14 protein-coding genes are annotated in these 14,798 nt (G+C 45.8%); 4 read left to right on the top strand and 10 right to left on the bottom strand.

The window, feature by feature from the left end; genetic code table 11:
* Positions 1-15: 15 nt before the first annotated feature.
* The 10 genes from kdpA to gcvT all read right to left on the bottom strand — a co-directional run bounded on the left by kdpA (position 16) and on the right by gcvT (position 11,657).
* Positions 16-1,728 (bottom strand): potassium-transporting ATPase subunit KdpA, encoded by a 1,713-nt coding sequence (gene kdpA / locus KE626_RS01715; protein WP_211971160.1) that lies wholly within the window; start codon positions 1,726-1,728, stop codon positions 16-18.
* 54 nt (positions 1,729-1,782) lie between these two features.
* Complete coding sequence (locus tag KE626_RS35140) at positions 1,783-1,860, bottom strand: potassium-transporting ATPase subunit F (RefSeq protein WP_079471795.1); 78 nt, start codon at positions 1,858-1,860, stop codon at positions 1,783-1,785.
* A gap of 107 nt (positions 1,861-1,967) precedes the next feature.
* Positions 1,968-2,312 (bottom strand): DUF7674 family protein, encoded by a 345-nt coding sequence (locus tag KE626_RS01705; RefSeq protein ID WP_211971159.1) that lies wholly within the window; start codon positions 2,310-2,312, stop codon positions 1,968-1,970.
* A 196-nt stretch (positions 2,313-2,508) separates the two neighbouring features.
* The gene (locus tag KE626_RS01700) at positions 2,509-3,396 is read right to left on the bottom strand and encodes a helix-turn-helix domain-containing protein (RefSeq protein ID WP_211971158.1); all 888 of its coding nucleotides are present in this window, start codon (positions 3,394-3,396) and stop codon (positions 2,509-2,511) included.
* Between the two features lie 65 nt (positions 3,397-3,461).
* Complete coding sequence (locus KE626_RS01695) at positions 3,462-4,013, bottom strand: carboxymuconolactone decarboxylase family protein (RefSeq protein ID WP_211971157.1); 552 nt, start codon at positions 4,011-4,013, stop codon at positions 3,462-3,464.
* A 183-nt stretch (positions 4,014-4,196) separates the two neighbouring features.
* Positions 4,197-7,934, bottom strand: coding sequence for a DEAD/DEAH box helicase (locus KE626_RS01690; RefSeq protein WP_211971156.1), 3,738 nt, complete (start codon positions 7,932-7,934; stop codon positions 4,197-4,199).
* Between the two features lie 237 nt (positions 7,935-8,171).
* The gene (locus tag KE626_RS01685) at positions 8,172-8,966 is read right to left on the bottom strand and encodes an MBL fold metallo-hydrolase (protein ID WP_211971155.1); all 795 of its coding nucleotides are present in this window, start codon (positions 8,964-8,966) and stop codon (positions 8,172-8,174) included.
* Positions 8,967-9,268: 302 nt separating this feature from the next.
* Positions 9,269-9,991, bottom strand: a complete 723-nt coding sequence (locus KE626_RS01680; RefSeq protein WP_211971154.1) for a 2-phosphosulfolactate phosphatase — start codon at positions 9,989-9,991, stop codon at positions 9,269-9,271.
* 16 nt (positions 9,992-10,007) lie between these two features.
* On the bottom strand, positions 10,008-10,481 hold the full coding sequence (locus KE626_RS01675; RefSeq protein ID WP_211971153.1) for an SRPBCC family protein: 474 nt from the start codon (positions 10,479-10,481) through the stop codon (positions 10,008-10,010).
* A gap of 87 nt (positions 10,482-10,568) precedes the next feature.
* A complete protein-coding gene (gene gcvT, locus KE626_RS01670; protein ID WP_211971152.1) occupies positions 10,569-11,657 on the bottom strand; it encodes a glycine cleavage system aminomethyltransferase GcvT in 1,089 nt (362 codons plus the stop codon).
* Positions 11,658-11,860: 203 nt separating this feature from the next.
* Here gcvT and KE626_RS01665 point away from each other — a divergent pair, with 203 nt between their 5' ends.
* The 4 genes from KE626_RS01665 (at position 11,861) to KE626_RS01650 (ending at position 14,793) form a co-directional block, all read left to right on the top strand.
* On the top strand, positions 11,861-13,147 hold the full coding sequence (locus KE626_RS01665; RefSeq protein ID WP_211971151.1) for a M28 family peptidase: 1,287 nt from the start codon (positions 11,861-11,863) through the stop codon (positions 13,145-13,147).
* Positions 13,148-13,275: 128 nt separating this feature from the next.
* Positions 13,276-13,671, top strand: a complete 396-nt coding sequence (locus KE626_RS01660; RefSeq protein ID WP_211971150.1) for a nuclear transport factor 2 family protein — start codon at positions 13,276-13,278, stop codon at positions 13,669-13,671.
* A gap of 12 nt (positions 13,672-13,683) precedes the next feature.
* Positions 13,684-14,094, top strand: coding sequence for a hypothetical protein (locus tag KE626_RS01655; protein ID WP_211971149.1), 411 nt, complete (start codon positions 13,684-13,686; stop codon positions 14,092-14,094).
* Positions 14,095-14,106: 12 nt separating this feature from the next.
* Entirely contained in the window at positions 14,107-14,793 is a 687-nt protein-coding gene (locus KE626_RS01650) for an NUDIX hydrolase (protein ID WP_211971148.1), read from the top strand.
* Positions 14,794-14,798 lie beyond the last annotated feature (5 nt).

Here is a 14,798-nt window from a genome sequence, read left to right as displayed (position 1 = left end):
GTCAGTCATTAAAAATTACAGGGAAAAATACTCTGCGATAGGACCCAGTGCCAGCGCCGGGAAATAAGACAGGGCAGTGAGTATAACGATCACGGCAAATGTCATGACGCCAAAAGTGAGTGAATCAGTTTTCAGCGTACCGGCAGATTCAGGAATGTATTTCTTGGATGCCATCAAACCTGCAATCGCCACTGGTCCGATAATAGGCAGGAACCTGCCCAGGATCAGTACAAAGCCGGTAGATACATTCCAGAACACATTTCCATCTCCCAAACCTTCAAAACCGGAACCGTTGTTAGCGTTAGCAGAGGTATACTCATACAGCATTTCAGAGAAGCCGTGGTAACCCGGGTTGTTGAGCCAGGCGGTGGGCTTCACTGCCCAGTTGGCGTCCGGATGATGTGTGAGTACCCACGATGACAATGCAGTGCCCGCCAGGATCAGGAAGGGCGACAGCAGTGTGATGATGGCCGCAATCTTTACTTCCCTTGCTTCCAGTTTATGACCCATGAATTCCGGGGTACGGCCTACCATGAGTCCTGATATAAATACGGCAATGATAATGTAGATGTAATAGTTGAGGATACCCACACCGCAACCGCCATATAAACAGTTCAGCATCATACCCAGCAACTGCATTAATCCTGTCATAGGCATGGTGCTGTCGTGCCAGCCACAAACCGAACCCGTGGAGATGATAGTGGTCACCGTACTCCAGTACCCGGTAGCAGCCGCTCCAAATCTCACCTCCTTACCTTCCATGGCCCCTGTGGCCTGTTGTATACCCATGTGCGCAATGGCCGGATTACCCGCTATTTCTGCCTGCATGGATGGGATCAGTAAACCAATCATCCCTATCGTCATGATCCCGAATATGACGTAGGCGAATTTCTTACGTTGTATAAACATGCCCAATGCAAATACCATGGCAATAGGTATCACTACCTGGGCTACCATTTCCGTCATCCAGGTAACATAGTTTGGATTTTCCAGCGGGTGGGCAGAGTTAGCCCCAAAGAAGCCACCACCGTTTGTTCCGAGGTGCTTGATGGCTACAAATCCAGCTACCGGACCACGGGATACATTAATAGTATCGCCCTGCATGGTTACAACAGTATCCTTGCCGGCAAAACTGGCGGGCATACCATTGAATATAAAGATGAGTGCAATAACAATACTGAGCGGTAAGAGGATACGGGTAATTGTTTTCAGGAAAATGTCCCAGAAGTTACCCAGCCTGGTTGTAGTTTTTTCCTTCATGGCCTTAAACACTACAATCAGTGCAGCAATACCGGTGGCGGCGCTCACAAACTGCAGGAAAGCCAGTACAAACAACTGTGTAAAATAAGTGACGCCTGTTTCGCCGGAATAGTGTTGCAGGTTACAGTTCACTACAAAACTAATGGCGGTATTAAACGCCAGATCAGCCGACTGGCCCGGGTTTCCATCCGGGTTCAGCGGCAGTTTATCCTGGAACATCAATGCAAAGAAGGCATATACAAACCAAACAAGATTGATGGTCAGCAATGCTTTCATATGCTGCTTCCAGTCCATTTCCTCTTTAGGATTGATCCCGGAAATTTTAAAGAAAAGGCGTTCCAGCGGCGCCATAAAATCGGACCAGGTCCGCTCGCCCCGGAATACTTTTACAATATACCTGGACAAGGGCCAGGCCAGTAGCAGCGTGATGCCGTAGGTGGCAATTACACCTGAAATTTCTGTTGTCATTTCTATAGTCAGTTAAAAAAGCTTTGCGTATAGGCGTGGGAGATAGTACTCCGATCAAAATTTCTCAGGTTTTAACAGTACATATATCATGTAGCCGAAAACGAAAAGTGATAAAACAAATAATGCGTTCATAATAAAGGATTAAATCTTTTCGAAATAGTCTACCGATTTAAAAAACACGGCAAAGCAGGCCAGTCCTGCGAGTACCAATAAAATAGTCATCATCATAAAAGGTTGTTTTATATAGCAATTGTTTGTAAATGCTGAATCCTTACGTTCCTTAGTGATAAAGGCAGTAACTCCTTATGCTTTCCGCAGATCAGGGGAGATAATGTGTACATAAACGCACTTTCGATAGCGTTACGCAGGGCACTGCTTCCATTATGATACAATACCCCTGCTATGGTAAAGCAACGTTTCACTTCATGTAATTGTTCGCTACGGATCATGCGACCGGTATAATCTGCAAACGTGTGAATCACTTTGCTAACGGATCCTTTGACAGGTGCGGGGACCTCAGCGGGAAATATAAACCCGGGGATCTGTAAACCGATTAGCTGGGAGATTTTTGAGTCTGGTAGCATATGGATCAATTGTTTTGATACAAAAGAGGTGATGCCATAGGAATGCCAGTATGCTCAAAAGGAGATTATTTACATTTGAATATATTGATAATCAATTATTTAATTAACGGTTCCGGGAGAAAGGGTATGCAGTGGGGTTACGCATACCATGCAGAAATGGTAGGGTGTGTGCAGAAATGAAAGGATATCATAGGGATTAAAGCACTAAATCGCGGCCAAAGCCTACGGTATTACGAAACATTTGCGGGGAAATATCCGTATTGGTTTTAAAGAAACGGCTGAAATAAAACTCATCTTCATAACCCAGTTCATATGCTATCTCTTTCACTGATTTATTGGTCATATACAGCTCCCGTTTAGCTTCCACGATGATACGTTCTGCAATGAGGTGGGTAATGGTTTTATTAAAATGAATTTTTGCAATACGGCCTAATGCTTTGGTAGAAATATTCAGCAGGGCTGCATAGTCGCCGGCGCTGTGCTTTATCTTGTAATTATTCTCAATGGCGTCCTTGAGATGTTGTAAAACAAGCGGTTCCTTATACTGACTTTCTGACAAAGCGTTTAATGCTTCCTGTTGCTGTATCTTCAGCCGGGAAGCCGTTACCAGGAATATCTTGAGGTAAGAAATCAGCGCGTCATACTGTGCCAGTTCCTTCTGCCTCATCTCCATTTTCATCTGCTCAATAATCATACGGAAAGTGACCGCACTGCTATCATCTACTTTTACATAAGGCGCCTGGTAAATATTATTAAACAACACCCCATTGCACGATACTTCCTTATGATGCATATGAATACAGAAAAAATCAGGGTGAAACTGCAGCGCCACGCCGCTCAACTGTGAGGAAGCACACAACATAAAAGGCTGATAGGGGGCAAAAGCCAACAGGTTATTATCGTCAAAATCATAGGAAGAAAAATCAGACTTTAATTTGCCGCTGCCCTGGTGCAGCCAGATCACTGAATAATAATTATTATGCTGTATATGGTCAAAATGATTATTATTCTCAAACGAGAATAGCTTCAGCGACAGGTTACCTGTAGCCGGATCTGTAAGTGTATAAGCAGAAGAGATGTCCATAAGGCTTATAATAATTTGTATATAAACAGGTGTGTGCACGTACACCTGTTTATATTCCCGTAAAATTAAGCTATTGTGGCGTTTGCTGTTACTACTGGAAAATCAATTGTTGTTTCAGCAGTATGATTAAAATAATTGGTGAGAATATTCAGCCCTACATGCCCTATTACTTCCCCGATTTCACCTTCCGTTAACCCTGCTGCTTTTGCGCTGTTAATATCCTCGTTACTCACATGGCCCTGTTTACTCACTAATGCTTTGGCGAATGTGAGGATAGCCTGTGTTTTAGGGTCTCCTGCATTACCTTCCCTGGCTGCGGCAATCGTGCCGGCGTCAATTTTTACGAGATTAGCGCCAATATAGGTATGGGCCGACAAACAATAATCGCAGCTATTACTTTCCGCTACAGCTAAGGCTATCAACTCGCCCACCTTTGCGCCAAGGCTACCGCCGCCAAGGGCTCCACTCAGATTAAGATATCCGCTCAGCAGGGCAGGAGAATTACCCATGGTGCGCATCATATTGGGAACTACCCCCAGCTTGCCTTGTATGGCATTAAACAGTTCTTTGGTTTTACCTGAAACGTTGTCGGGATTCAATGCAGTTAATCGTGCCATGTTATTAAGTTTTAAAAGTTTAAGAGGGTGATTGTTGATAGCACAAAATTGGCGCAAAGCTGCCGGCCAGGCCATGCAGAATTAACGCTTCTGCATGGACAATTTTCCCTACAGCAACATTTAGGCGCAAAAAAAGAGGTTACCGTAATGGCAACCTCTTTTAACTTATTTATAAACAGCTTGTTAGCTGAACAAATACAATACATCTTCCTTCGTCAGTTTCTTCACAAAACCACTGTCATCAGAAATAATCTCCTTCACCAACGATTTCTTGCGTTCCTGCAGCTGCAATATTTTTTCTTCCACAGTATCCTTACAGATCATGCGGTAAGCAAAAATGTTTTTCGTTTGCCCGATACGGTGAGTACGGTCAATCGCCTGTTGCTCTACAGCGGGGTTCCACCATGGATCCACGATGTACACATAATCTGCTGCAGTAAGGTTCAATCCCACACCACCGGCTTTCAGCGAAATGAGGAACACGCGGCATTCATCGTTATGCTGGAAATTCTGAATGGCTTTTTCACGATCTACGGTAGAAGTGCTGCCATCAAAATACTCGTAAGGAATTTTCAGGTGTTGCATCCGGTCGCGGATCAGGCCCAGCATTCCCAGGAACTGGGAGAAGATCAGCACCTTGTGGTTGCCGATGTTCTCGGATATTTCTCGGGTAAGTTCATGCAGTTTCACGGAGTGATTCGGGTACTGTTCCGTATCGTTGAGAATAGCAGGCGAGTCACAGATCTGCCGCAGCTTCATCAACCCTTGCAGGATGGTGAGCTGAGAACGTTCCATACCCTGATCTTCAATAACACCCAGGATCTTAGAGCGATAGGTGTTGCGGTAAGCATCATAAATATGCCGTTGTTCCGCATCCATTTCGCAGAAGATCACCGTTTCTATTTTCTCCGGCAGGTCTTTCGCCACCTGTTCTTTGGTACGGCGAAGAATAAACGGGTAGATCAGTTTACGCAGGTGTTCTTTTCTTTCTTCATCCTGGAATTTGTCGATCGGTGTGGCAAATTCATTGCGGAAAAAGTCAACGCTGCCCAGCATGCCCGGGTTCAGGAAGTTCATCTGCGCATAGATGTCAAACGTATTATTCTGCATCGGCGTACCGCTCAGGGCCAGCCTGTTTTTGGTTTGCAGCAGCTGTGCCGCCTTGGTTACTTTGGATTGCGGATTTTTGATCGCCTGTGATTCATCGAGAATAACATAGTCAAACTCCAGTTTCATCAGCAATTGAATATCGCTGCGCAAAGTACCGTAGGTGGTAATGATGGCATCAAATTTCCCCAGCTCTTCAGACGATTTCAGTCGTGCAGGGCCGTGGTGGATATGATGCCTGATATCCGGTGTGAATTTCTTTATTTCATTTTCCCAGTTGTAAATCAGCGTGGTAGGACAAACTATCAACGCCATGGTTTTACCACCGTTCTTGTTTTTGTAGTATTGCAGGAAGGTGAGGGCCTGGATGGTTTTACCCAAACCCATGTCATCCGCCAGGATACCGCCCCATTTGATATCGTCGAGATAGTTAAGCCACTGGAAACCGCTTTCCTGGTAAGGTCGTAAGGTAGCCTGCAGATTTTCAGGCAGTGCAATGTTACGGATCTCGTCAAACTGCAGGAGCTTGCGGCGCTTTTGTTCCAACTCCAGTACTACGGCTTCATCGTCTATAAACTCATACAGTTCATCAATTACGCTGAAGTTGTATTTGCTGAGCTTAAGCCCTTTATCGCGTTCTTCACCAACTTTAAAGAGCAGGGAATATTTACGCAGCCATTCTTCCGGCAACAGGCCCAGGGAGCCATCTGCCAGCTGCACATAGTTCTGTTTGTTGGCCAGCGCGTTTTTAATATCCTTGATGCTTACTTTCTGGTCGCCATACAATACTTCGATCTGTGCATCGAACCAGTCGATGCCGGAGCTGATCTGTAAGTTGGTAACCGGTTTATGCGAGCTGAATTTAAAGTTGCGCAGGTTATCGAATCCGAATACACGCACATTCATTTCTTTCAGCGCATCAAAGAAAAGGAAGAACCAATTGTTTTTCAGTGCTTCTTTGGCGCGCAGATAAAAATAGTTGTGGTTATCGTGTTGTGCAAAATTGGTATGCAGGGTGCGGAGTTTGGCCACAAATGCTTCTTCCGCCTCTTTATTACGATGAATGATGAGCACTTTATTTTCTTCCTGCACGGTGATCTTGCCTTCATCATTCCACTCTACTTCCTGGCCCCGGTATGCAAACCCTGGTTGTATGATAAATGTTTCGCCCAGTTCTTTCAGGAATACGCGGGGTTCAGGCATGATATCGTCTATCTCTGCCAGTAATCCTTTATCAAACTGTATATCGTACTGACGGCTTAACGGCAGGAGGTAATCTTTCAGGTAAGCCGGCCATTCCTTATTAACGATGCGCAGTTTACCGCTTTGTTTGAAAAGTTCTACGTGGAGGGCATCCTGCGGACTTTCAAACAGGTAAATTACCTGTTTATAGAGGAATAACAACGGGCTTTCCCATTCGTTATCTGCTACATCTATAAGTTCGCCTTCAATATTTACATAGCAGTTTACTTCCACATGGGTATCACCGGTGTGGGTTTTGATTACCAGCTTCAGGCGATCGGCGCCTATCTGGATCTGCTGTAAATTTTTTGTTTTGAAGGCCTGTCTGTTGAGCAGTTCAAACACCAATCCGTGTTCTGCCAGTTGCGGGAACAATTTGGCGAGTTTAGGATGCAGGTATTCCAGCATCAGCTCTTTTGTTTCCGTAGGCAGTTCTTCTGCATTTTCGTGGGTGATGTTCTCCCAGATACCGGCAAACGGAGAGTTTTTGCTAAGGAATTTGCTCACTTCAGAGCCTTGTACTTTTCGTACAGGCGCTATGAGTTCCCTGTCTTTTTCCTTGTACTGGTAAAAGTCTACGTATTTGGTAAGATCCAGTTTGCTGGCGAGTGAAACGAAGGCTGTTTGTTCTTCGTTTATTTCTCCGCTAACCAGGTCTACTTTAAAGTAAGGATACAGGTTTTCGTTGGCATTGAAAACCGCTGCCAGTCGTTGTGTAATGGTAATGGTTTCTTCCGGCGGCGGGGGAGCGGTAACGGGTTGTCTGCCGGCGGCGGCGCCGTCGACCCGTTTAATGCTCGGATCCAGTACCCGGAGAAACGGTTTGCCATCCATGTACGAAAAGGCAAATTTCCCGTTCAGGTCATCTGTCAGGGAGTAGCCGTATAACGACAACAGCTTATTTTTCTCTTTATCCCAATTGCGGAGGGTATCAAAATAAAACGGACCGTTTTTCTGCAGGAGTTGCAGGAACAGGGCTGTTTTATGTACACACAGGGCATGCTCTGTTTCATCGCAGGTGCAATGCGTATCGAAAAAGCGTTCTTCATTCCGTTGAATGATCAGCGGAAACTCGTCGCCATCCACCTTTAGCAGGGCTTCTACCTTTTCATCTTTGGCCAGTTTTATTTTGGCGGGATGTTTTTTGGCAATTTCTTCTGCTTGAGCGAGAATAGCGCCGGAAGTCAGCAGCTTGATTGATTTGATATCGATAGACTTCATTTTAATCAGCGTGTGTTGCTGATCAAACTGTGTGTCGAAGCTCTCGAAATGGTTTTTATCCAGCATTTCCTGCAGCTGGAAAAGTGCGGCTGCTTCGTGCCGGCAGATGTCGCCCAGGTTGTATGGGCATTGACACCGGATAGACATACCGGTTGTTTCTCCATACTTGCTGATGGAAACGCGGTAATAGTTGGCATGTGTGTCGCTCTTTACGCGGAAGGTAGCTGATTTCAGTACCGGGTCTGCCTCGATGAGTTCAACGCCCCCGGCAGAAAAAATACGCTTCCCCCTGCGGATCACTTCATCAGTGCCGTTGTTGTAAACATATTTTAGCAAATGGGGTAGCGACATACTATACGTTGTTGCCTGCTTTTATTATCAACAAAAGGGTTAATAGATATATCAAAAAAACTTAACAGCTGATAAAAAGGCAATCCACAAAAGTAAGCAGAAAATCTCTAATAACCTGCACGCAGCAGATTAAGAAGCGGCGAACAGCTCACCTTTTCCCATGGCGGGGTAGGGCGAATTTTTCAACTTATTTTTTTTCAAATATAGATGCCTGTTTATCAACCATTTAAAAAAGGATTAACGAATCCGCTGTAAGTATCTTTCAAAAGAAAAATCTACCGCGGCCTGCGCACCTGTTTTGATATATTTTCCAAAAGCGCCATACATCGAATCGTATGCAAGGGGTTTTACTGCGGCATGTAACACATTTATTTCCCGGGCAGATAACGGGATGTTATTAGGATAGCTGTACATCGCCGACACGGTTTTACGGTCGGCCGATACCTGTATTACATCGCCCACCAGCAGCATACCCTTACCGGCGGGGGAGTAGAGCACATTGCCACCTGGAAAATGCCCGCCACAAAGCACCAGTTTGATACCATCCCATAGCGGTAATTCGTTGCCCGGCCATAATTTGATCACGTCATCACGGCGTTGCAACCACTCTGCATCCAGCTGATGCACGTATACCGGCGCATTTCCAAACGCATGGCTCCATTCCACGATAGTGGAAAAATAATGCGGATGGGAGAGGGCAATGGCTTTGATACCTCCCAGTTGCTTAATAATATTAATCGTAGAGGCGTCGAGGTTAGCAATACAATCCCACAGGATATTGCCACCGGGAGTGATCAGCAAATGCGCCCGCTGTCCGATAGCAAAATCAGGAGTGGTATAGATAGCATATAAATTGGGCGCTACCAGCTCTATAATATTCCTGTGTGTATTTTGTACCTGCTCCAGCGTAGTCCAGCTTTGTCCGCCGGCGTTTACATACTGGCGGTCGTCTTCGCAAATCGGGCAATGTGCCGGCGCCTCAGCGCTGGCTTCATATTGCACCCCACAGGTGGTGCATAAATAGTGTGTCATAGCAGCAGCTTTATCGTTAACCGGCAGAATATAAGAATTTCTAAACAGGATTTTGTTTTTGCCCGGGAGTTTTTCTTGCCCAGGATTAAACTGATTTTGATGATTTTCAGGATTTTTACATTGATGATTAGAAAAGATTAGCGGAGACAGGAGCAGATGTTATTTTTAAAAAGATTAGGGAAGATAAAAGCGGATACCCGATTTTATCTTCCCTAATCTTTTTAAATCACTACAGAAAAATCCTGAAAATCATCAAAATCAGTTTAATCCTGGGCAAGAAAAACTCCCGGGCAAAAACGCCATCAACCAGCAATCAATTCCCCGTCTCTGAACAACGGCAATACATTAGCCCCATCCGGCGTCAGGCAGTAGTGAATATCTTTTTCCAGCCCATACCTGGCTAAGCGCTGGTAGTGGGAAGCCTGTTTCATGAAAGTATAGATATCATGTTTGGCGGATTCGTAAAGCGTTTCCGCTGCGATGGCCGAATCGCAGTTTACGTCAAAATGCTGTTTGATACGGCTTACCACGGCGCCGGCAAACAGGGTATCTTCCATGTTTATACGGTCTTTCCAGGCAGCACAGCCCAGTATTACATTTTGATTTTGGGAGATAAGATACTCGCACACTGCGCTGATATTCGGGAAAGAGCCGGTGATGATCTGAATGGCATCTTTGGCCATATGCAGCAACTTGGTGCCATTGGTAGTGGTGAGCACCAGCGTTTTATTTTCCACAAAATCACGGGGGTATTCAAAAGGCGAATTACCGTACGCCAGGCCTTCTGCTATTTTTCCATCACGTTCGCCGGCGGTGATGCCGCCTATAGCGCGACCAATGTTCACACATTCTTCCACACTGGACACCGGTATTACCCGGGAAGCACCATTGTAAAGGGCGGTGCAAATGGTAGAAGTAGCGCGCAATACGTCAATAATAACGACGATGCTGTTCTTTACATCAAATAAATGTAATAATGCCGGAGATAAACATACTTCCAGGCTGGGTTTGTTGCTTGCTGTCATTCAAATGCTTTTTACTTTAATCAAGGATTACTCTCCACTTTTCACTCTCTGCATAATCCTTAATAGTGCGATTACGCTCCTGCAGGAGTTTGGTCATATATTTATACAGATAAAATCTTTCAAATACCCGTCCGAACCAGCCATAGGGGGTGCCAAAATCCATGATATCAATCATCACCGTGCCGTTATCTATTTCTTTAAAATGATGCTCATGGTTCATATGCGTAAAATCGCCGGCAGTCATTTCATCACTGAAAAACTCGTTCTGGCGCATGGCGGTGATCTTTGTTGTCAGCTCCCTCATTTTCCCCAAATGCTTTGCTCTCCAGGTCACTGTTTCATTATAAGATATCAACCCGTTGGTACGGCCTTTTATGGCGTCTTCCTGTCGGTGCGACATACTTCGCTTATGCAGCGTAATGCTCCTGCTCAGGTCGAAGACCCGGTCCAGCGGGGCATGGATAACGGTAGTTAAATGAATAGTAGGCATAGATATGGTTATAAATATAAAAATTCCGGTGCTCAGAAAACCTTCCGGGCACCGAAATTAACAACTTTAACCGGCTATTCATATATACTAGCTCAGGAAAGGCACTTTTACCACTTTTGCTTTCAGCGCTTTGTCTCTTACGGCAATAAATATTTCGGTATCCTGTGCGGCAAAGGCAGTATTTACGTAGCCGAGACCAATAGCTTTCTGCATAGAAGGCGACTGGGTACCGGAAGTTACCCTGCCAATTACATTGCCTGCTGCATCTTTAATTTCGTAATCGTGACGGGGAATACCTTTATCCACCATTTCAAAACCTACCAATTTTTTGGTAACGCCTTCCGCTTTTTGTTTTGCAAATAACTCGCTGGATGTAAATGGCTTGGTAAATTTGGTGATCCAGCCCAAACCGGCTTCCAGTGGGGAAGTGGTGTCGTCGATATCGTTACCGTACAGGCAAAAACCCATTTCCAGGCGGAGTGTATCACGGGCGCCCAGACCGATAGGCTTCAGGCCTTTAGGACCGCCTTCTGCAAAAATCGCATCCCAGATCTTGTTCGCTGCGCCGTCCACATCTTCAAAATATATTTCTATGCCACCGGCGCCGGTGTAGCCGGTAGCGCTGATCACTACGTTAGGTACGCCTGCAAAGGTTCCTTTGGCAAAGGTGTAGTACTTCATGTTTACCAGGTCCACTTCCGTGAGAGGTTGGAGGATGCTGGTAGCATTGGGTCCCTGGATGGCCAGGAGACAGGTTTTATCGGAAATGTTGTGCATCTCCACGTTGTTGGTATTGAACTGGCTGATCCAATTCCAGTCTTTTTCAATATTGCTGGCATTTACCACCAGCATATATACCTTATTTTCTTCGATACAATATACCAGCAGATCGTCTACTATGCCACCTTCCTTATTGGGGAGACAGCTGTACTGAGCTTTGCCCGCAGTGAGTTTGGAGGCATCATTGCTGGTAACGCGCTGGATCAGGTCCAGTGCATGTTCGCCCTTTAAGATGAATTCGCCCATATGGCTTACATCAAACACACCGGCGTTGGTACGTACGGCCTGATGTTCATCGTTAATACCGGTGTAGGAAATAGGCATGTTGTAACCCGCAAAGGCAGCCATCTTGGCACCCAGCGCAATGTGTTTCTCTGTAAAAGGCGTGTTTTTCATACTTTGTTTTTAAAACGGGGCAAAAATAGCGATTTGAGAATTACGAACGGCCAACCACATTTGGCGAATGACTATTCTAAGACGAAAGCATTACATTACAAATAGTTGAAATACAACATAATCGTCAAAAGAACTTCCATCAATTTGACCATTCGCCCGCTGTAATTCGTAATTTTGCCGTAACACCCAAAAAACAGATTGCTGTGAAAAAGATAACCTGGCTGTTACCATTGGTATTTGTAACCATATACGTTCACGCACAGCGGAAAGAGGACAGAAAAACCATCGGTAACCTACAATTGCACATCGGCTACCTGAACAGCGATAAGCTGGCAGGCCGCAGTACCGGGGCTCCCGGCGAACAACTGGCCGCCGCCTATATTGCTAAACAGCTACAGCAAAGCGGATTAACCCCCATGGGAGAAGACGGCTTCCTGCAAACATTTACCGTAAAAGAAACCCGCGAACCGGCAGCCTCCTGCCACATGATCCTTAATGAAGACAAGCTGCAGGCCGGCAAACAATTTCTTCCCTTACCCTTCAGCGCAGAGGAACCCGTTAAAGGCGATGTTATACCAAACGTAAATGAACCAGACAATATCTGGCTCATCAATGTGGCTGAAATGGATACAGACAACCACAAAAGCATGCTGGAACAGTACCTGCAGCAAACACGGATAGCCGAAAAATCAGGCGCTTCCGGCGTAGTATTTTATAATGGGAAAGAATCTATCGCCGAAGTGAACCTGTGGCTCGAGCAACACCCAACGCCTGCCGGCATCCCGGCCGTTTGGGTGAGCAACGACATCAGCAAAAAACTGAATGCAGAAGACGCCGGCACCTTCACCATCAACCTGCAGGTAAGCTTTAAAGCCATCAAACGAAGCGGCACCAACGTGATCGGCTATATTGATAATAAAGCCCCCCGCACCATCATCATCGGCGCCCATTACGACTACCCCGGTTGGGAAACCACGGCCAAAGCGGAAGACAATGCCAGCGGCACGGCAGCCCTGCTGGAAGTAGCCCGCTTACTGGCGGCCTCCCGTCTCCATAACAATAACTATATTATTATCGCCTTTTCCGGTAAGGAACAGGGACTATCCGGCTCTAAATATTTTGCCGCCCACAGCACGGTGAACCTTTCACAGGTAAACTATATGATCAATATGGACGGCATCGGGCAACTCGATCCCGGCGCCTCCCTACAGATAGGCGGCACCGGTACCTCACCGGGATGGTCGGCCATTTTACAACAGGCCACCACCAAAGAGCTGCCACTGGTATATGATTCCACCGGCATCAGCAACTCTGATCACGCATCTTTCTACAAAAAAAATATACCCGTCCTGTATTTCTCCACCAGCAACACCAGCAGCAGCAACAAGATAAATTATAACGGTACCCTCAACGTGCTGAAACTGGTGTACAATATCATTGATAAAACAAATGATAAGGACAAGCTCGCCTTTACTACAATTACGAATTAAAAATTACGAATTACGGGATTTGCAGGTAGATGATAACCGATAATCTCCCCGGCAAATCCCGTAATTCGTAATTCTTAATTCGTAATTCTATATTTTCGTGCCAACACATGACTAATTTATCCCTATAAATGGACGAGAAACTGGCGCTTATATACCGGTATTTCCAGCTGCTGGAAAGCTTTTCAGCAGACCCAGTTGAATTTGCCAGGGTTTTTCATCCCAATATCATCCAGACTGAATATCCCAATCAGCTCTCGAATGAGATCAAACAACGAAACTTTGACATCATGCTGGAAAGCATGGCCACGAATAAAATAATTCTAAAATCCCAGCATTTCAGCGTGCTGAAAGTGGTGGAATCCGGCAATACCCTCGTGGTAGAAGCCAAATGGACCGGCGAAATAGGCGTGGATGCCGGACAGTTCCGCCGCGGACAAATAATGAAAGCATTCATTTGCACCATCATAGAATTCCGCGATGGCAAAATTTACCGCCAGCGCAACTATGATTGTTACGAACATTAAAGCAACAAGATCATGAATAAAATATTATCACTCCTTACCATTGCCGTGCTGCTGTTTGCGTGTAACCATACCCGTAATGAAGAACGCAGTACCGACAGATCGGCCTATGATGTGATCAGCGAAAAATGTTACGTTTACCGCGAATTCAAGCCAGCGGCCGGTCCGCTCACCGACTCGGTACTGGCGCTGAGAAAACAACTGACCGATTACCTGGATCAACACCAGTTTAAAGGACATATCGCCGGGAAAGACAGTCTCCTGTTTCACCGCGCCAACGGCCAGGAAGTGATCATAGAACTGCCCACACCCCAGGATATATGGGAACAAAGCACTATTATCGTTTTTGATCCGGTAAAAAATCCTTTGTTCGTAAATTTACACAAGGGAACCGCCCAGCTAGAACAATACATTCAAGTAAAATAATCAGATAAGAGTTTGCCCATAAAACAGAACATCAGACTAACCGTAGATGCGGTTGTATTTGGATATATTCCCAAAGAAGGTATTGTGGTACTGCTTATCAAGCGTACCATTCAACCCTATCTGCACAGCTGGGCCCTGCCCGGCGGCTTTGTACTCGACGAAGAATCGCTCGAAGAGGCCGTTACCCGCGAACTGCTGACAGAAGCCGGCGTGAATATCAATTACCTGGAACAACTGTATACTTTTGGGCTCCCGGGCCGCGATCCCCGCGGCAGGGTAGTGTCTATTGCCCACTTTGGCCTCGTAAACCCCACCAACTTCAAGCTGGCAGCCAGCTCCGATGCAGAAGACGCCAGTTGGTTCAATATCAAAGACCTGCCCGCGCTGGCCTTTGACCACGCCACTATTATCGATGTAGCGGTACAACGTCTGCGTAACAAAATCCGCTACGAACCCATCGGCTTCGAACTGCTCGACAAAAAATTCCCCATCGCCGACCTGGAAAAACTCTACGAAACCTTACTGGACCGGCCCATTGACCGTCGCAACTTCCAGAAAAAGATTAGTCACCTGGGAATATTGATTGCCCATAATGAAAAGCAGAAACAGGTGTCGCAGGGAAGACCGGCGAATTTGTTCAGTTTCGATGAGACCAGGTATTTTAAACTGAAGAAAGAAGGGATGACGTTTGAGATATAGGGGAG

This window comes from Chitinophaga hostae (assembly GCF_018224885.1).
In the GTDB taxonomy this organism is placed as follows: domain Bacteria; phylum Bacteroidota; class Bacteroidia; order Chitinophagales; family Chitinophagaceae; genus Chitinophaga; species Chitinophaga hostae.
The sequence above is the reverse complement of the archived record's forward strand: the minus strand, read 5'-3'. Positions and strand labels throughout refer to the sequence as shown.

Bases quoted from the DNA above. Each gene is read 5' to 3' on its own strand.
- kdpA (WP_211971160.1), bottom strand. From the start codon at position 1,728: ATGACAACAGAAATTTCAGGTGTAATTGCCACCTACGGCATCACGCTG.
- KE626_RS35140 (WP_079471795.1), bottom strand. From the start codon at position 1,860: ATGAACGCATTATTTGTTTTATCACTTTTCGTTTTCGGCTACATGATA.
- KE626_RS01705 (WP_211971159.1), bottom strand. From the start codon at position 2,312: ATGCTACCAGACTCAAAAATCTCCCAGCTAATCGGTTTACAGATCCCC.
- KE626_RS01690 (WP_211971156.1), bottom strand. From the start codon at position 7,934: ATGTCGCTACCCCATTTGCTAAAATATGTTTACAACAACGGCACTGAT.
- KE626_RS01655 (WP_211971149.1), top strand. From the start codon at position 13,684: ATGAATAAAATATTATCACTCCTTACCATTGCCGTGCTGCTGTTTGCG.
- gcvT (WP_211971152.1), bottom strand. From the start codon at position 11,657: ATGAAAAACACGCCTTTTACAGAGAAACACATTGCGCTGGGTGCCAAG.
- KE626_RS01695 (WP_211971157.1), bottom strand. From the start codon at position 4,013: ATGGCACGATTAACTGCATTGAATCCCGACAACGTTTCAGGTAAAACC.
- KE626_RS01675 (WP_211971153.1), bottom strand. From the start codon at position 10,481: ATGCCTACTATTCATTTAACTACCGTTATCCATGCCCCGCTGGACCGG.
- KE626_RS01660 (WP_211971150.1), top strand. From the start codon at position 13,276: ATGGACGAGAAACTGGCGCTTATATACCGGTATTTCCAGCTGCTGGAA.
- KE626_RS01685 (WP_211971155.1), bottom strand. From the start codon at position 8,966: ATGACACACTATTTATGCACCACCTGTGGGGTGCAATATGAAGCCAGC.
- KE626_RS01680 (WP_211971154.1), bottom strand. From the start codon at position 9,991: ATGACAGCAAGCAACAAACCCAGCCTGGAAGTATGTTTATCTCCGGCA.
- KE626_RS01700 (WP_211971158.1), bottom strand. From the start codon at position 3,396: ATGGACATCTCTTCTGCTTATACACTTACAGATCCGGCTACAGGTAAC.